Annotated in this window: 16 protein-coding genes; 4 read left to right on the plus strand and 12 right to left on the minus strand. The window is 42.8% G+C overall.

The window, feature by feature from the left end:
* Nucleotides 1–108: 108 nt before the first annotated feature.
* The gene (locus B3V51_RS04290) at nucleotides 109–864 is read right to left on the minus strand and encodes an endonuclease/exonuclease/phosphatase family protein (RefSeq protein ID WP_186475306.1); all 756 of its coding nucleotides are present in this window, start codon (nucleotides 862–864) and stop codon (nucleotides 109–111) included.
* 204 nt (nucleotides 865–1,068) lie between these two features.
* Nucleotides 1,069–2,181, minus strand: a complete 1,113-nt coding sequence (locus tag B3V51_RS04295) for a hypothetical protein (RefSeq protein WP_286708042.1) — start codon at nucleotides 2,179–2,181, stop codon at nucleotides 1,069–1,071.
* A 553-nt stretch (nucleotides 2,182–2,734) separates the two neighbouring features.
* Here B3V51_RS04295 and B3V51_RS04300 point away from each other — a divergent pair.
* The 4 genes from B3V51_RS04300 to B3V51_RS04315 all read left to right on the plus strand — a co-directional run bounded on the left by B3V51_RS04300 (nucleotide 2,735) and on the right by B3V51_RS04315 (nucleotide 6,477).
* On the plus strand, nucleotides 2,735–4,936 hold the full coding sequence (locus B3V51_RS04300) for a M3 family metallopeptidase (protein ID WP_186475307.1): 2,202 nt from the start codon (nucleotides 2,735–2,737) through the stop codon (nucleotides 4,934–4,936).
* Complete coding sequence (locus B3V51_RS04305) at nucleotides 4,937–5,194, plus strand: YheV family putative metal-binding protein (protein ID WP_058023599.1); 258 nt, start codon at nucleotides 4,937–4,939, stop codon at nucleotides 5,192–5,194.
* A gap of 142 nt (nucleotides 5,195–5,336) precedes the next feature.
* Nucleotides 5,337–5,885 carry a hypothetical protein gene (locus tag B3V51_RS04310; RefSeq protein ID WP_071002597.1) on the plus strand — a complete coding sequence of 183 codons (549 nt, stop codon included), beginning with the start codon at nucleotides 5,337–5,339 and terminating at the stop codon, nucleotides 5,883–5,885.
* Nucleotides 5,886–5,913: 28 nt separating this feature from the next.
* Nucleotides 5,914–6,477, plus strand: coding sequence for a hypothetical protein (locus B3V51_RS04315; RefSeq protein ID WP_071002598.1), 564 nt, complete (start codon nucleotides 5,914–5,916; stop codon nucleotides 6,475–6,477).
* Between the two features lie 113 nt (nucleotides 6,478–6,590).
* Here the strand turns inward: B3V51_RS04315 and pnp are convergent, their stop codons facing one another.
* From pnp to rimP, 10 genes are all read right to left on the minus strand, one after another.
* The gene (gene pnp / locus B3V51_RS04320) at nucleotides 6,591–8,693 is read right to left on the minus strand and encodes a polyribonucleotide nucleotidyltransferase (RefSeq protein WP_071002599.1); all 2,103 of its coding nucleotides are present in this window, start codon (nucleotides 8,691–8,693) and stop codon (nucleotides 6,591–6,593) included.
* A 723-nt stretch (nucleotides 8,694–9,416) separates the two neighbouring features.
* Entirely contained in the window at nucleotides 9,417–9,683 is a 267-nt protein-coding gene (gene rpsO, locus B3V51_RS04325; RefSeq protein ID WP_058023603.1) for a 30S ribosomal protein S15, read from the minus strand.
* A gap of 374 nt (nucleotides 9,684–10,057) precedes the next feature.
* A complete protein-coding gene (locus B3V51_RS04330) occupies nucleotides 10,058–10,234 on the minus strand; it encodes a hypothetical protein (RefSeq protein WP_167669387.1) in 177 nt (58 codons plus the stop codon).
* Nucleotides 10,235–10,360: 126 nt separating this feature from the next.
* Entirely contained in the window at nucleotides 10,361–10,522 is a 162-nt protein-coding gene (locus B3V51_RS04335) for a hypothetical protein (RefSeq protein WP_156770984.1), read from the minus strand.
* Nucleotides 10,523–10,614: 92 nt separating this feature from the next.
* Nucleotides 10,615–11,139, minus strand: coding sequence for a type 1 glutamine amidotransferase domain-containing protein (locus B3V51_RS04340; RefSeq protein ID WP_071002600.1), 525 nt, complete (start codon nucleotides 11,137–11,139; stop codon nucleotides 10,615–10,617).
* A gap of 335 nt (nucleotides 11,140–11,474) precedes the next feature.
* Nucleotides 11,475–12,563 (minus strand): tRNA pseudouridine(55) synthase TruB, encoded by a 1,089-nt coding sequence (gene truB / locus B3V51_RS04345; protein WP_071002601.1) that lies wholly within the window; start codon nucleotides 12,561–12,563, stop codon nucleotides 11,475–11,477.
* A gap of 9 nt (nucleotides 12,564–12,572) precedes the next feature.
* Nucleotides 12,573–12,962 carry a ribosome-binding factor A gene (locus tag B3V51_RS04350; RefSeq protein ID WP_093069711.1) on the minus strand — a complete coding sequence of 130 codons (390 nt, stop codon included), beginning with the start codon at nucleotides 12,960–12,962 and terminating at the stop codon, nucleotides 12,573–12,575.
* Nucleotides 12,963–13,164: 202 nt separating this feature from the next.
* Nucleotides 13,165–15,900: a translation initiation factor IF-2 gene (gene infB / locus B3V51_RS04355; RefSeq protein ID WP_093069708.1), complete on the minus strand. Its 2,736-nt coding sequence runs from the start codon at nucleotides 15,898–15,900 to the stop codon at nucleotides 13,165–13,167.
* Between the two features lie 151 nt (nucleotides 15,901–16,051).
* The gene (gene nusA, locus B3V51_RS04360; protein ID WP_186475309.1) at nucleotides 16,052–17,536 is read right to left on the minus strand and encodes a transcription termination factor NusA; all 1,485 of its coding nucleotides are present in this window, start codon (nucleotides 17,534–17,536) and stop codon (nucleotides 16,052–16,054) included.
* A 137-nt stretch (nucleotides 17,537–17,673) separates the two neighbouring features.
* Entirely contained in the window at nucleotides 17,674–18,174 is a 501-nt protein-coding gene (gene rimP, locus B3V51_RS04365; protein ID WP_093069703.1) for a ribosome maturation factor RimP, read from the minus strand.
* Nucleotides 18,175–18,640: the final 466 nt, after the last annotated feature.

Consider the following 18,640-nt stretch of genomic DNA (forward strand, 5'->3'; position numbering starts at 1 on the left):
TAAGGGGCAATTTTAGTCGATAGTATTTTTGCTAAAAAGATGTTTTAGTCTCGATAGATTATCAAGGCAGTGCATCCGAGCACATCACCACCAAGTATTAAGAAAGTATTAAGGCAGCATCAGTTCTGCACTAATCGGCAAATGATCCGACAATGATGACCACGGCTTCCCACCATGTACCCATGCGTCTTTGACAACCAAATTACGCAGATAGATACGATCTAAACTGAGCACTGGCAGTTTTGCTGGGAATGTCGGTAGCAATTTGCCATGACAATGTCTAAATGCTTCTATCATACCAAGCTCGGTAGCCAGTTTGTCGCAAGACATCTTTTTCCAATCGTTAAAATCGCCTGCCAAGATGAGCGGTTGATCAGGTGCAATCTCATTTCTTACATAATCGCTGATGGCCTGATATTGCTTGATACGGTCACGCTCAAACAGATTTAGATGCGCGCACAGTACAACAACTGGTCTGTCCCAACCGATAGGCTGCACTTCACAATGCAGGACGCCGCGCTGCTCTAGCCGATTGACCGTAATATTGACATTGTGCTTTGGGTCTAATGGGAACCGGCTTAATACGGCATTGCCGTGATGACCATTCTCGTATTCTGAGTTTTTGCCATAGCTATTTTCTAAATCCAAAAATTCGCCAAACCATTCATGCTGAGACTGATTGGGATATTCGTTATATTGCATATTGCGTTTAAGGTTTTGCCCTTGCACCTCTTGCAAACATAAGATGTCGGAGCCCACCGCTTCTAACGCTTGAGCAATACCTTGCATTTTCACCTGACGGTTTAGTGGTGACATGCCTTTATGAATGTTGTAGCTGGTCAAAACAAAAGAGGTGGTAGTCATAATTTGGTTAATTGTACGCTCAATATTTATGGAGTAAAAATCAATAGCTCAGCTACGATAACACCCAGAGTGATAGTAATGAAAGAAATAAAAAGAGCACTGGCTCATATCGAACCAATGCTCTCATATTACACCTATGCATTATTGATGGCCAATTCATAAATGAATATCGCACGTAGGTGTTATTGTTAGATCATCGTTAAATTAGTAACGAATAACCAACGCGATTGGTTGATCTTCACCCATGATATCTTGTGGCATAAATACAGCTTTACCACCATTATGGATGACATGCTCGATGATTTCACCGATCGCATCATCAGTCACGCCTTCTGCGCTAGCGTCGCTTACAAGGCTTAGAGTTTGCGCTTTTTCATCAATTTTGGCAGATTGGATATAGCCACGACGTACATAAAGGGTCTCGCCAGCGCCTTGGAAAGCGCTACGGTATACTTCCTGCAGATCAGTCTGCAGCATATTCGCACCGCGGGCTTTATCGATTTCGCCCAAAGCAGCATGATGTAATGATGTACGGTATTCTTCTACCGCTTCTTGTACACTATCAACGATATGCTGAGCGCTGCCATCTTCTAAATTAGTAACATTTGACACGGTAGCAATGATGTTGTCTGGACGGTCGCAGACTTCTTTATAGTAACCGATGTTTTTGGCGTCACCAACGATCACGAGTGGCATTTTGTGCTCACCCCATAGCTCTTGTACGCTTTTATCGACTTGATTAAAGTATTCTTTTAAGTGGCTGCTTTCATTATTTGATGAACGATCTGACCCACCGTCACCTGTGGTATACAGCCCGTTATTTTCAACAGGAAACTGGATATTTTCCATGTTGTTTTGTATGTCGTCATCTTTATCAAACTCTCTAATGACGCGATCATTTGATGCTTCAATCAGACGAGAATTATCGCGGGTTAGGACAACCGTGTAGTAATGTACCGCACTGGCCATATCACGCACCAAATCACGAGTGGCAAAGCTGTCTGATATGACAACGCGCTCGGTCGTATCGATTGGCATACGGACGATTTGCACATCATCTGTACTAGCAAATATCGCTAAAGTATCAAGATTATAGTTATGATTTAATTCTTTGGTCTTTGCATGAATATTATCTAAAATAGTCGTCGCTGTGCTCTTATCATATTCTTTATTTAGGCGGTCTTCGACAACTTTCAACTGATTTTTTAGAGCGATAGGATCTTGCTCGTTAGCTGGATGCGCGCGGTGGGTCTTAACAAAGATACTTACCGCTGGATTGGCTTTGGTTTCACGTAAGCTTTTAAGAGTCGCTTTCATATATTGCTCCTTGTTTTATTATCATTTACTGTCGATTTTATACATTCTTTTATGAGTACAATGTCAGGGCATCTTGCCTTATTTATTATTAATAGCAGCTCTAATCATTGTCGGTAAACAACGAATTATTCTGTCAATTCATCAATATTTTTTGTCCATTGTCTATCTGTACGCCTGATCGGCGTACAATTTTTAAATTCCTTTATCTTGATGCTATCAGCTACCCTAAGCTCGCTATAGGGTTAATTTGCAAGCAAATGATAGCACTTTGTAAGTAGAGCACTCTGTATTGTTAAAGATTTCTAACATCTCAACTTACTATATTATTTGTCGTTTCCTTTGAGCATTCACTTTTAGTTTAAGCATTCACTCTTAGTTTATAAGTACTCAGGTTGTATTTTGACTAAATGAACCCATCTTTTATATAACTAAATATAAATTTTAAATGGCGCGAGTCGTAGTACATCGCAAAGTTAGATCGTATCAAGCGCGATTTAAAAGCTACGTTTGCCCAATGTTTCTTTCATAATAATCATTAATATCGGATACCTTTATGTCTCTTCCTTCTTCAGATTTGCGCCTTGTTGATTTTACCAATGCTGCGCCAAGTACATTACAAACCCAAGTCATCAATGCTATCGACGATGCCAATAGTTTCTTAGATAACTTGACGGCGGGGGCTGACAATAGTACTGGCATTGCAAAATTAAGCGCTGAGCAAGCACTGGCAGATGTGATGCAGTTTGATCATATCAATCTAGCGCTGGATCGTAGCTGGGGAATCTTGTCTCATCTCAATGGCGTGATGAGTAACGATGAGATTCGTCATGTCCATCACGAGCTACTGCCCAAGTTATCGGCTTACGGGACGCGGGTTGGTCAACATCAGCCACTTTTTACCCGCTATCAAACGATCGCCGATGATAACGAGTTTTTTGCGGCACTTGAGCCGGCACGTGCGCGGGCGATCGAGCTGGCACTACGTAGCTTTGAGTTATCAGGGGTCGCCTTGCCTCAAGCTGAGCAAGAGCAGTTTGCCGCGATCCAAAGCGAGCTATCAACCTTATCTGCAACATTCTCAGATCATATCTTGGATGCAACCCAAGCCTTTGCATTGCCTTTAGAAGAAAGTCAGCTAAAAGGCTTAACAGAGAGCGGTTTGGCGCTATTGGCAGATGCAGGTGCACAGTACAAAACGCGTGAGCTTGCTAATGGCACCCTGAGTCAAACAGATATAGACGCGCTTCCGACGCCTTATTATGTCGCAAGCTTGAACATTCCTGTATATCTAGCGGTTATGACCCACGCTGATGATCGCAGCTTACGGGAAACGCTGTATCGCGCTTATGTCACGCGCGCCTCTGAATTTGATACGCATACCAATGCTAAAGGTGAGTCATTAAACAATGCTGACATCATGAGCAAAATTCTCACCTTACGTGAACAAAAGGCCAAGTTATTAGGCTTTGATAATTATGCTGAAGTATCCCTATCGACTAAGATGGCAGACAGTGTCTCAGAGGTAGAAACGTTCCTGCGTGACTTGGCCACTCAAGCGACCCCAGCCGCGCAGAAAGATTTAGCACAGTTACAGAGGTATGCGCAGGATTATGGCATTGATAAATTGCAACCTTGGGATAGCGCCTACATCGCTGAGAAAGTAAAACAAAGTGAATTTAGCTTGTCACAAGAAGAGATTCGTCCTTATTTCCCACTGCCAAAAGTGACGAGCGGTTTGTTTGCCATTGTCGAACGTCTATATGGTATTACAGTACAAGAGCAAAGCTATGAGGGTGCAGATGATCATTCTGTATCACGCTGGCACGATGACGTACGTTTTTACCAACTGTTTGATGCTGATGATCAATTGATTGGCGGATTTTATTTTGATTTGTTTGCTCGTAGCGGCAAGCGCGGCGGTGCTTGGATGAGTGGTTTTCAATCTCGTTACAGTTACGAGGAACAAAACCATCAGCAGCTACCTGTTTGCTTCATGGTTGGCAATTTTACGCCCGCACTTGATGGCAAGCCAAGCTTATTGACCCATGAAGAGGTGCTGACCTTATTCCACGAATTTGGTCACGGCTTACATCATTTGTTAACTCAAGTGACGGTCGGTGATGTCGCGGGTGTCAATGGCGTCGAATGGGATGCCGTCGAGCTTCCTAGTCAGTTTATGGAAAACTGGGCTTGGGATGCTGAAGGCATTGCCCTTATTAGCAGTCATGTCGACACTGGCGAGCCATTGCCTAAAGACAAACTTGATGCACTATTGGCTGTCAAAAACTTCCAAAGCGGCCTACAAACGCTGCGCCAGATTGAGTTTGCGCTGTTTGATTTGCTGATTCATGCCCATACACCAGCACTTAATTATGAGGGTATCTTAGCGACTTTAAATGCCGTGCGTAGCGATATCGCTATCATGCAAACACCTGACTATAACCGCTTTGCCAATGGCTTCAGCCATATATTCGCAGGTGGCTATGCTGCAGGTTATTACTCGTATAAATGGGCTGAGCTGCTATCAGCTGACGCGTTTAGTAAGTTTGAAGAAGACGGTATTTTTAACCCAGCAACGGGTAAAGCTTTTCGTGAGTCGATCCTGTCTGTTGGAGGCAGTTTTCCAGCCAAAACCAATTTCGAAAACTTCCGTGGCCGTAGTGCGAACATAGATGCCTTGCTACGCCATAACGGTTTCACTGATGCAAAAAACACTGATGCTGCAAATGCTCAAACAACACGCGAGGCTATCTAAATGCGCTATCAGTCATCAAGCCCTAAACGTCGATTTTTAGCAGGAGTGCGCTGTCCAAAATGCCAGGAGATGGATGCTGTGGTACAGATAAATATTGTTACGCCAGCGCCAGATGAATACATCGAATGCACAAAATGCGGACATTCGGAACATCGCCCTGACCCTGATGCCATCAGCGCCAAAAACCATCTTGAGGATCAGCTTGCTCGCGATGCCATGACAACAGGCACCAGTGGTACAGTCAAGTTCAAACCCTAGTTATCCAGTGTTGTTTCTAGACTACCACCTAAGCAACTCACTATTTCATACTGACTTAAGCCTATCTATCAATAGATAGGCTTTTTATTTTGAGTTTGCTATAGTAGGTCTACTTATATTCTTGACACAAATCGATCATAATATGAACCGTAAAAAAATGCGCCCTTTATCGACCAAGCCTTCTAGGGCAACATCTGCGACAGCTGGCCGACGAGTTTGGATTATCCTTATTTTTGCGGTGATACTCATTGCTGTTGGTTACTTACTTTGGGTAAAACCCGAGCCAGAAGTGGTTTCACCTATCATTCAATCAACTACGATGAATAAGCAAACCGAGGCTGCTCAAGCGGCTTCGACTCCACACATCATAACTGATGAGCCTGACACTGTACTCACTGACAGCAGTTTCACTGATGAAAGCGCCAGTGCAGACGACAATAAGGGTGTTGAAACGCGAAACCCTAAAGCTATCTTAAATGCACCGCTGCCAAAGACGGACAGCTTAGCCAAAGAAGAAATTGATCGTTTAGAAGATGAACGTAAACGCTTAGCTGAACAAGAAAAGTTGGCTGCTGAGCAATTGGCAATGAATAAACAGCTAACCGATATGAAAGCAGAACAAATCGCTCTACTTGAACAGCAAATAGCACAATTAGAAGCGGATAGCTCTACTAGTACAGAGACACAATAAACGTAGGATTTTCACAAAGAGGTCTATAATGGCGATTCTGCAACTTACGCATGCCTCTATTTTAAATAGCAATGCACAGCTGCTTGTTTTACCTGTCAATAACGCTGGTGTCATTCTAGACCCTGTGCTCACGCGAGCCAAAACATTGTTTCCTGATAACTATCATCATTATCATAGCGTGTGCCGTGATGGCAGTCTGAGTGTTGGCAGCTGCTTACTGTATAAGCGCACACGTGAGCAATCTGGTCTTGGCATCAGTAGTAACGGCAATCAACCAAGTTATATCGCCAACCTTGCTGTATCAAACCACCCATACCATCCTGCGCGGTCGCGTTGGCTCATCGCGGCTTTGATTGACCTACAGCAGAAATTAATTCCGCTCATACGCTATCAGGGTATCCGTAGGGTTGCGCTACTCGCTCGTCCGCTTATCTCCGATAATCCTCGCGATCCTATATCTAATAAAAATGGGAGTATAAATTCGCTACCTCTAGATTGGCAGACTGATACGTTGCCATTATTGACCACGTATTTACAAGACCTACCAAAACTGCGTATCGATATACATATGCCCAAAAGCATTGATTTATAAATGGCTCTCTAGCCAGTCATCATTTTTTTGCGCCCATAAAAAAACCGCCTTGGGCACTCATAAGAGCATCCCAAGGCGGTTTTTATGAATCAAACTACATCAAATACTGAGCCTTAGTTCTGCTCAACACCTTTCATCGTCAGTTTGATACGGCCGCGGTTATCAACGTCTTGCACAAGCACTTTAACGACCTGACCTTCTTTCAGATAATCAGATACATTTTCTACGCGCTCTTCTGCGATTTGTGAGATGTGCACTAGGCCATCAGTGTTTGGTAATAGGTTAACAAACGCACCAAAGTCGACGATACGAGCAACCGTACCTTCATAAGTTTTGCCAACTTCAACTTCAGCAGTTATTGCTTCGATTTTACCGATAGCGGCTTTAGTCGCTGCTTTGTTTTCACCAAAGATACGAATCGTACCAGCGTCATCGATATCGATAACCGCACCAGTCTCTTCGGTTAGCTGACGGATAGTTGCGCCGCCTTTACCGATAACGTCACGAATTTTGTCTGGGTTGATTTCGATAACGGCATAGTTTGGTGCATGAGCGTTGATTTCAGTACGGCTCTCAGGCAATACTTGGTTCATTGCGTCCAAGATATGGATACGACCAGCGTGGGCTTGCTTAAGCGCTTGCTCCATGATGTCAGGGGTAATACCTTCAATCTTGATATCCATCTGTAGTGCAGTGATACCGTTTTTAGAACCGGCTACTTTAAAGTCCATATCACCTAGATGATCTTCGTCACCTAAGATATCTGACAAGACAGCAAAACGCTCGCCTTCTTTAACCAGACCCATCGCGATACCAGCAACTGGTGCTTTTAATGGTACGCCTGCATCCATCAACGCCAAGCTTGCACCGCAAACAGACGCCATAGAAGATGAACCGTTTGATTCAGTGATTTCTGATACCACACGGATGACGTATGGGAAGCGTTCGCTATCTGGAAGCATCGCTTGTACACCGCGGCGTGCAAGGCGACCATGGCCGATTTCACGACGCTTTGGCGCGCCTTCACGACCCGTCTCACCTACTGAAAAGTGTGGGAAGTTGTAATGCAGCATGAAATGGTCGCGAATCGTGCCACCTAGTGAGTCAATCATATTGACATCACGGGTGTTACCAAGCGTGGTTGTCACCAATGCTTGCGTCTCACCGCGGGTAAACAGTGCTGAACCATGTGTATATGGTAGAACACCCACTTGTACGTCAAGTGCACGAACCGTCTCAAGATCACGACCATCAATACGCGGCTTACCTGACAAGATATTGTCACGCACGGTGCGGTATTTTTGTTCTTCATAGATGTCTTTGAGCTCAGACACTTTGTCACTGTAGTCGTCCGCTTCAGCATCACCTGCTAGGCTCTCAATGATGGCTTGCTTAATCTCATCAAGGGCCGCGTAACGCTCTTGCTTTTCAGTGATGGTGTAGGCTTCAGCGATTTTGTCGCCGAACTGTTCTTTTACCGCAGACTCTAGCTCAGCATTGGCAGCAGGCGCGGTGAATTCTTGCTTTTGTGTGCCCACTTCTTCAGCAAGGGCAACGATGTTGTCGATGACGATTTGTTGCTGCTCGTGACCGTACAAGACTGCGCCTAACATTTGGTCTTCTGACAGCTCTGCTGCTTCTGATTCAACCATCAATACTGCTGATTTGGTGCCCGCAACCACAAGGTCAAGGTCACTGGTTTCTAGCTGCTCAAGCGTTGGGTTTAGCACGTATTCGCCATCGATAAAGCCAACGCGTGCGCCAGCGATAGGACCGTTAAACGGCGCATCTGAGATTGCCAATGCCGCTGATGCACCAATCATCGCGGCGATGTCTGCGTGCTGCGTCTTGTCTGATGACACGACGGTGGCAGTAATTTGAATCTCGTTTACATAACCTTCAGGAAATAACGGACGAATCGGACGGTCGATTAAGCGAGAGGTCAGCGTTTCAAACTCGCTCGCACGGCCTTCACGTTTGCCGTAAGCACCTGGGATTTTACCCGCAGCGTACATTTTTTCTTGATAGTTTACGGTCAATGGAAAGAAGTTTTGACCTTCTTTGGCTTCTGATTTTACGACTGCTGCGACAAGTACGGTCACGCCACCCATATGTACTAATACAGAGTTTGCTTGACGGGCAATTCGGCCTGTCTCGATAACGACCTGCTGATCGCCGTACTGAAATTCACGCTTAATGGTATTAAACATTGTCATATAATCTTCCTAATGTTGACTGACAAAAGTGATATCAGCTTTGAAAAACCTGATATCTGTCATTAAAATTCTGTGTATATGGTCATTAACTGACAATCTCTCTATTAGAAATCATCTCAATCAATGCCAATAACTTTACCTAATTATTTCATATATCTTTTCGTGCTAGACATCGTACTATTATGTATATTTGGTCGTTCAATTTTGGCTTTACTATAAATACTATCAAACAGACATTAAGTCAAAAGACTTCGGCGCTAAAGACCGTCCAGGCTATGTCTACGCTCTCAAGAATCAGCTATTTACGCAGTAAGCTAAGAGACAAGTACTTTATCAGTAGTCGCTATATATTCAGTAGATATACTATCGAACTCACAAGGCATTATTTTACAGTGATTTATAGCCATTGACCAATTAATTGCAGAACAGAGCCGTTATCGATAGGAAATACTGATTTTAACGCCCAATCAGCATCATTATCATTATTTTTGGTAGCTGATGTTTGTCGACATTGATGTGTTTTAGACAAATGGTGCTATCTAAACATAGCTTTCAAAATGAATAAGCATAAAAAAACGGCGTGAAACTATTCCACACCGTTTTTAGAAAAATCTATTTTATCGATAACAACAAACAAGTTCCAAGCGGTTAGCAAAAATTTTAAGATTCTGCCATATAATGGCGTCCTTTGTTTTACCACCCACTCGTATTATTGTCGTTAGATTAGCGACGTAGACCTAACTGACTGATAAGAGTGGTGTAGCGACCAAGATCTTTACCTTTTAGGTAATCAAGCAATTTGCGACGCGTGTTAACCATACGGATAAGACCGCGACGGCTATGATGGTCAGCTTTATGTTCTTTGAAATGATTCTGCAAATCGTTGATACGAGCGCTCAACAAAGCTACTTGAACTTCTGGGGAGCCAGTGTCGTTTTCGCCACGTTGGTATTGAGCGATGATTTGTTCACGATCGGTATTAGTTAGCATAAATATCTCCGGCAATGCTAAAAACTTTAAAAACGGACTACAATTTGAGTCAGATTAAAAGCAGTAGAATAGTAAATAAAATAACTTGCGCGCCATTCAGGACAACCCTGCATTACTAGAGTTGACCTAGTGTACGACAAATTCAGTTAAAGATAACGACCATTTAACACGTTTGAACGTATGCATTATATTTATCAACGTCAACACCTAGTTAAGGTGTGGATCTAACTAACATACATTATTCAAAACCTGATTTAAATGTGAGGGCAATTATAACAAAAAACTGCTGAACTATCAGCAGTTTTTCATAAAACTTGTAAATTTAGATCTGGCCTTAATGGGAGGACAGTTTATCAACAGATGACAATGTTTGCTTATTTGTTAATATCATCTTGTGTTGCATTGCCACCTAGCTCGTCATCGTCAAGTGGTGACGCTGTGGTGGCTTCTGCCAAACTATCAGGAGTAGCATCCTCACCAGGATCAATGTCTTCTGATAATTGCTGAATTTTTTTTTCTTGCGCATCCATATTATCTGTTGAGTTACTCATGTTAGCTCCTACATTATTATTTTTCAAAATATCTATTTTACAGTTACCAATACTAAAATAATTATTGCTACTAAGCTAAAGCCAAATGCAGCTGTACCATTCTAGGCTGAATGACACACAAAGATACTATTTGTCTTCTTTAGCATCTTTTACATTACTAGCAATGCGGTCTGCTGCTGCTTCGCTGTTTTCAGTATGGTTGTCTTCAGTTTGACTCTTAAGAGCGGCCGTTGCCGATTCAGCACGTTGTTGCTCAAGTTCAGTATCATTTGGGTTAGAGTTAGACATAATATTTTCCTTAATTGTAATTATATCTTTAATTGTAATTATAAATAGTTGAGAATTTTTAATTTTTCATCTTTCAATAAATAAAGCAAAATTTAAGACAATGCTTTGTCGATAGCATCGACAAAATTACTGATATCATCTGGATTACGTGAAGTAATTAAATTGCCATCGACTTGTACAGTCTTATCGACGTACGTCGCACCAGCATTTTCTAGATCGGTTTGCAGCGTATGATAGGCGGTTAGTGTTTTGCCTTTAGCAATGCCCGTGTTGATAAGTGCCCAAGGTGCATGACAAATCACAGCTAATGGTTTACCTGCGTCGTTAATGGCATTGATAACCTTATGAGCGTCTTTGTTACCACGAATAGTATCAGCGTTCACTGTACCACCTGGCAATACCAATGCATCATAATCGGAAACATTTGCATCTTTTACGAAGATATCAGCAGTAAAGGTATCACCTTTATTTACATCCTGCTGCATGGCTTGGACTTCTTTAGCATCGTTCGTAGTGATCAGTAGCGTCTTATAACCTTTGTTTTTTAGCTGGTTATTCACATCTTCATATTCTGCTTGCTCGAAGTTATTGTGTAGTAAAAAAGCGATCGTTTTCATAATATTTCCTTTTGTATTTAGCATTGAGTTTGTATTAATTCATTTGTTTTAATATTTTTATCATTCATTAATGTTATACATCGTTAATAGTCTTCCCTTGACTGGTTTTATACTTATTAGAAAATGTCCTTGGTTATAATTCTATTTTTTGGTTATTATTGTCGTCCATTTTCATTTTATGCAGCTGTCCTTAACTGGTATATACACTGTATAAAAAAAACAGGTTTCACCATAGGCGAAACCTGCAATAAAATGTGACGGTATGTGATTAGTGTAAACCATTAGTAAAGCAGACAAAAACCGTTGCCTACTGATCAGCATTTATTAATACAGCCTCAACGTTGGATAAGCTTTTTGGGCTGTAAGCGTCCATTGAGGCTAATGGCGCCCAATCCAAGAAATGCTCCTTGCTCATTTAGCAAGCGTATATCAACAGCTAACTCGTGCTGTAAAGGCTGCGAGATGTCCATGCTGTCTTCAGTACCGATATCAGAACCAGCAATATTGGTTTCTGCTTCACTGGCATGGGATATTTGATGAGCAGCATTGCTTGCAACATAATCTCTAAGCTTACCTATCAAGCTATCGGATACGTTTAAGCGCTGTCCCATATGTACGCGCGCGCACTGTTCTTCGGTCAGTACCAACTCAGCATCGATATCAATACACGCATCGACAGGCAATAACTGAGAGTGTCGGCTATCTAAGTCTTTGTCTTCTAAAGCCGATAGTGCAATAGAATCATCAATACTAAAATTACCGACTTGCGTGCGACGCAATGCCGTTAAATGTCCAAGCGTTCCTAGCTTTTTTGCAATATCCTCTGCTAATACGCGTACGTAAGTCCCTTTGGTACAAGTGACTGTCAAACAAATCTGTATATCATCAATCGCATGCAGCTCAATCGCCTTAATAATGATATCTCTCGGTGGCCTATCAATTTCAATACCAGCGCGGGCATACTCATACAGTTTTTTGCCATCTTTTTTTAATGCTGAATACATCGGTGGTATCTGCTGCTGAGGGCCCAGAAATTGCTGTGCGATAGTAGCCAATGAAACATCATCAAATGTTGGAATAGATGATTGTGCCACCACTTGACCGTCTGCATCACCCGTATCGGTTTGACTACCAAGCAAAATCGTTGCTTGATAAGACTTGTCAGCATCCAGTTGATAATGACTAAACTTGGTCGCTTCGCCTAGGCAAATCGGCAATAAACCAGTTGCCATCGGATCAAGCGTACCAGTATGACCAGCCTTTTTGCTATCGTGTATCGGTGACTTAAACAAATACTTCACTTTCGACACAACTTGCTGTGAAGTCATACCTTTGGGTTTGTCCACCAAGATAACCCCTGAAACTTTTATTTTTTCAGGTGCTTTGCTGGCTTTTTTATCAGGTTGCTTAGACGTTATAGACATAATAATAACTTACTCGTCATTCTCGTTTTGCTCAGTTTTGTTGACGGCTTTATTAATCAAGTCCATCATGTAGTTACCACGAGCAGTCACTTCATCATAGTGAAAGCGTAGGCGCGGCGTAGTACGTGTTTTTAGGCTATGGCTCAGCTCAGTACGCAAAAACCCTGCTGCTTTATTCAGTACTTTGACGCTTTCTACGTGATTGGTCTTAGTCATGGCATCATTGAGCTCAGGCTCCATGATAGTGACATAGATATCTGCATAGCCTAAATCTGGGCTCACTTTGACACTGGAGATTGTGACAAAACCTGTCAGACGAGGATCATTGACTTCATCACGAATAAGAACAGCAAGCTCACGCTGGATCTGATCGGATAAGCGTTGTAAACGTTGGTTCATGTTGTTACCTTACTTTAATGGGTCTATTGTTATTAATATATAGAACTGTTTGCTAAAAAATGTAGTAATGATATTTGCTAAAAAAGGCCTAGCAGGGTGTACCTGATAGGCCTAAGTACAGCTGAATATCGACAGAGTATCTAGCATGCTCAGCACATTTGGCATATTGCATTGCTACATACTCTGTTATCGAACAGCGGCTTTAGATAGTACGGGCGAACTCTTGAATTTCAAAGACTTCGATCTTATCGCCAGCTTCGACATCATAGCCACGAACGGCCAGACCACATTCCATACCAGTACGTACTTCATTGACGTCTTCTTTATAACGACGTAATGATTGCAATTGACCAGTAAAGATGACTTGGTCATCACGCAATACGCGGATAGGTTTGTTGCGATAGATTGTACCTTCAACCACCATACAACCAGCAGCCGCACCAAACTTACTAGAGCGGAATACTTCACGAACTTCTGCAACACCCAAGATTTTCTCACGATGTTCAGGAGCAAGCATACCACTCATTGCAGATTTCACATCATCAATCAAACCATAGATGACACTATAGTAACGAATATCCATGTTAGCTGTATCTGCTTTACGGCGTGCGGTGGCATCTGCACGGACGTTAAAGCCTAACAATACCGCTTCGCTAGATTCTGCAAGTGTTACGTCAGACTCAGAGATAGGACCAACACCTGAACTGATAACTCTGACTTTTACTTCATCAGTAGACAATTCATTTAGGGCAGCTAGTAGTGCTTCAAGTGAACCACGTACGTCTGTCTTCAATACAATGTTCAAGAATGACACATCGCCTTGACCCATCTGATCGAACATGCTTTCTAAACGCATGGCATTTTGACGCTCAAGTTGGCGCTCACGCTCACGGTTAGTTCTAAAGGCCGCAACTTCGCGCGCTTTTTTCTCGTCCGTTACTACTAAGAATTCACTACCAGCCGCAGGTGTTTCAGGCAGACCTAAAATCTCTACAGGAATAGAAGGGCCAGCTGATTTAACACGTTGACCATTCTCGTCAGTTAGTGCACGTACTTTACCATAGTGCTCACCAGCTAGAACCAAGTCGCCTTGTTTCAACGTGCCTTTCTTAACTAGAACACTAACCACAGGGCCACGACCTTTTTCGAGTCTTGATTCAATAACCACACCTTGTGCAGCACCGTCTAGTGGCGCCTCTAACTCCATTAACTCAGCTTGCAAGCTAATAAACTCTAGTAAGTCGTCGATACCTTCGCCTGTCTTGGCTGAAATACGTGCCATTGGTGTGTCGCCACCCCATTCTTCTGTGACGACTTCTTTGGTAGTCAATTCATTGAGAACACGGTCAGGATCAGCACTTGGCTTATCCATTTTATTAATAGCAACAATGATTGGCGTACCAGCAGCACGTGCATGATCAATCGCTTCTGCCGTTTGTGGCATCATGCCATCATCAGCTGCGACGACAAGTACAACAATATCAGTTGCCTGAGCACCGCGTGAGCGCATTGCGCTAAACGCCGCGTGACCTGGAGTATCAAGGAAAGTGATAACACCACGATCGGTTTCTACGTGATAAGCACCGATATGCTGAGTAATACCACCTGCTTCGCCAGTCGCTACTTTGGTCTCGCGAATCTTATCAAGCAATGAGGTCTTACCATGGTCAACGTGACCCATGATAGTGACGACAGGTGGACGGGTTTGCACGTTACTGCTGCGCTCATCAACGGCATCTTGTAGATCGTCTTCGACCTTGGTATCACTGACAAGGACAGGGTTGTGACCCATCTCTTCAACGATCAGACTTGCTGTCGCTTGATCGATGGTATCTGATTCGCGAGCGATTTCACCCATTTTCATCAATAATTTAATGACTTCACGAGCCTTGACTGCCATACGCTGTGCAAGATCTGCAACAGTGATGTGCTCACTAATCTCAACATCATAGACGATTTTTTCGACAGGTTTTTCAAACTTATGTTGTGATGCTTGTGTTGAACGCAAACCGTTTTTACGGTTTTTGATTTCACGCTCATCTTGATTCTTACGACGACGACCACGAGCACCCGTGCTGTTTGCACCGCGTTTGATTTCGCGACGTTCTTTTTCAAATGACTCTTCTAATGCATCACCGACCAGGCCTTCAGCCAATGGTTCATCTTTACGCACTTCGGCAACAGGCTCACGATCGGTATATTTACCAGCCATTTTACGCATTTGCTCAAGCGTACGCTTTTGCGCTTCTTCTGCTTGAGTACGGCGAGTTTCTAATTCGATTTCACGTAGACGCGCTTCTTCTTTCTCACGAGTTTCGCGAGCTTTACGCTCAGCAGCTGTCTCAACTTTAGGTTTAGTAGCAGTAACCTTTTTCTTCGGCTGCTCTTTAGGCTTGACTTCAACGGTGGCTTTGCTCGCTTTACCGCCTTTTTTAACGACAACTGAGGTGGAAATATCATCGTTTTTGTCGTCTGATTTTTTGCTAGAGCCTAAGCTTGCACGCATTGCAGCTAAAGTTGCTGCTTGGCGCTCTTCTGCTTTTTTCTTGGTCGCAGCACGTTCTTCTGCTTCTTTAGCAGCACGCTCTTGAGATTCAATGAGAGCCTGCTCTCGCGCGGCTAATTCTTCAGCTATTTTCTTTGGATCCGGCTTCTCAAATACTTTCTTTTTGCGTACTTCAACATTAACGCTCTTAGATTTACCCGAAGAGCCAGTCACACGAGCGGTACTCGTTGTCTTAGATTTGAGACTAATACGACGCTTTTCGTTTTGACCATGACTTTGTTTTAAATACGTCACCAACTTCTCTTGCTCAAACTCGGTGACTAGGTCATCCTCTGCGCGAGCAGGCAGGCCAGCATCTACTAATTGCTGCTTTACAGCACTTGTAGTTTTGCCTACCATTTCTGCCAGTTCTTTGACGGTCTTATCTGCCATTTATTATCACCTACTGTCTATTATTTGCTATATGTTCAATTCAGTTGTTGGCTACAAATGATTGGGTTAAGGCCAGTATTTACAGTATGTAGACACCAGCACTTTATTCTCAATAGCATATCACCAAAAGACAGCGATATGCAGTTACCGCTTATTCATCGAACCAAGATTCCCGAGCTTTCATGATGAGTTTTCCTGCAGTTTCGGAGTCTAATCCTTCGATATCTTCTAGATCGAAGACGGCTTGTTCTGCTAAATCATCCACGGTAATAATATCTTTTTGTGCCATTTTATAGGCCCAGCTGACTGTCATACCTTCAAGCTCTTGAAGCTCTTGACTTGGCTCTTTCATGTTCTGTTGTTTGACCAGCTCATCAGCAATGACGACGTCTTTAGCACGTTCTTGAATCATGTCGATTGCTTCATCGTCTAACCCTTCAATGTCATAGAAGGTATCGACTGGCACATAGGCCACTTCTTCGATACTGGTAAAACCAATATCAACCAGCGCCTGCGCTAGATCTTGATCAACTTCTAGGCGATCATAAAATAATTCAATAAATGCTTTTGATTCGTTTTCTTGACGCTGTTTGTACTCTTCTTCGAGCATCATATTCAGCTTATAGCCAGTCAACTCAGAGGCCAAGCGTACGTTTTGGCCTTGTGAGCCAATCGCGCGTGCCAGTTGATCGTTGGTGCTAAAGATAATATCTGCTGTTTGAGTGTCTTCATCTAAGATGATGCTGCTGACATCAGCTGGTTCTAAAGAGCTGATGATGAACTGAGCTGGATCATCTGACCATACTACGACATCGATACGCTCACCATCTAGCTCTTGCTGTACTGCTTGGATACGTGTGCCACGCATACCAATACAAGCCCCAACAGGATCGATACGATGATCGTTGGTCTTCACGGCTATTTTAGCACGAGTACCAGGCAGGCGAGCGACGTTACGGATTTCGATAATTTGTTCTGCAATCTCAGGTACTTCTTTTTGCATCAATGCTGATAGCATTTCAGGATGCGTGCGAGATAACAATAGCTGTGCACCGCGGTTTTCACGGTTTACATGATATAAGATGGCGTTGATACGTGATTTTGGACGTAGCTGCTCACGTGGCAACATTTGATCGCGTGACAAGTAGCCTTCAGCATTGTCGCCTAAGTCGATGATATAGCCATCACGTGTCTGTTTCTTGACTTCGCCATACATCATTTCACCAACACGCGGCTCAAAAGCGTCTGCCACAAGTGCACGCTCAGCTTCACGGATTTTTTGGATGATGACCTGCTTTGCTTGAGTGGCTGCAATACGACCAAATTCAATCGATTCGATTTGCTCTTCTTTGATATCACCAATTGACCATTCTTTTTGATCAAGATCTGTGATAGCAAGCTGACAAGCAGGCATTTCATGGTCTTCATCTGCAACCACGGTCCAATAACGATAAGTGTCATAATCGCCAGTTGCACGGTCAATAGCTACTCGCACAGCCACTTCTGGCTGCTCGGTATATACTTTTTTCTTGGTCGATACCACCAAAGCGTCTTCTATGGCTTCAAAGATGTCTTCAGGATTTAAGCCCTTTTCATTACTGACAGTTTCTACTACCGTTAAGATTTCACGACTCATGCTATACCTGTCCTATCATTTTTTAATTGACTTAAATTTTATAATTTGGGTGTTGCTATTATATAGTTACTATAAGCCACATAAGCTATTTGAAGATGACACTGCTGATCTATGAGCAGCTGCCTAATAATATGTCGTTAGGCATCTTCGTAAACTAAGTTGGCTTTATCAATATTACTTAATGCAATCTCAAACTGCTCACCATCGCTTGACGTCAGTTTTAAAACTTTATCATCGATACTATCTAATGTACCTGTTGCTTTACGACGTTTTTGATCACCTGTGCCGATAGCTTGAATCAAACGTAAGCTTACTGTTTGACCCACATAGGCATGCATTTGCTCATCTGAGAAAAATGCACGGTCAAAACCAGGTGAAGACACTTCTAAAATATATTCACCAGCGATAGGATCATGAACTTCGAGGATACCGCTTACTTGATGGTTCACTGCGGCACAGTCTTCGATAGTAACGTGCTTATCTTGGGCTTGGTCTTCTGGCAATGCCTCAATATAAATACGCAATAAAGAGCGACGGCCTTGTGGCGCAAATTCTATACCCCATAGCGACACATCGCAAGCGGCCACAGCAGGGGCAATAATATTAGTCAGTTCTGCAACTTTAGTCGAAAGCTTCATAATCTCTTTGTATTTTCCTATTCGCTTATCTATCGTACTCAGTAAACCGTATCAAAGCTTTGCTCTTTTCGTACTTATATATAGTAAGAGTTACGGTCATTATATAATGGTAAACCACAAACATATAACAGGTATTGTGCGTTTATATAGGGGCGAGCCTAAAAAACATCAAGCTCAGCCAAACAATGCTTTTATTAGTTATAAAGCACTACTATCGATAAAAGCGTGAGGAATAAAAGATAGTGTTGCTTAAGGAGCATCGTGCCAGTGGCGGCCGATGATGACCAGTGACGAGTAATATCGTACTCTATAGACCTAGAGCTTAACATAAGTAGGATAGATACCGCGATAACACTGACCTTCAGATACAAAAAAACCCACAAACATTATGGTGGGTTAATCGGTACTGACAAATTTAGTGTACAAAACATCAGTATAAAAAGTGGTAGCGGGGGCTGGATTTGAA

The sequence above is a fragment of the Psychrobacter sp. UBA2514 genome (genome assembly GCF_002341255.1).
Taxonomy (GTDB): Bacteria; Pseudomonadota; Gammaproteobacteria; order Pseudomonadales; family Moraxellaceae; genus Psychrobacter; species Psychrobacter pacificensis.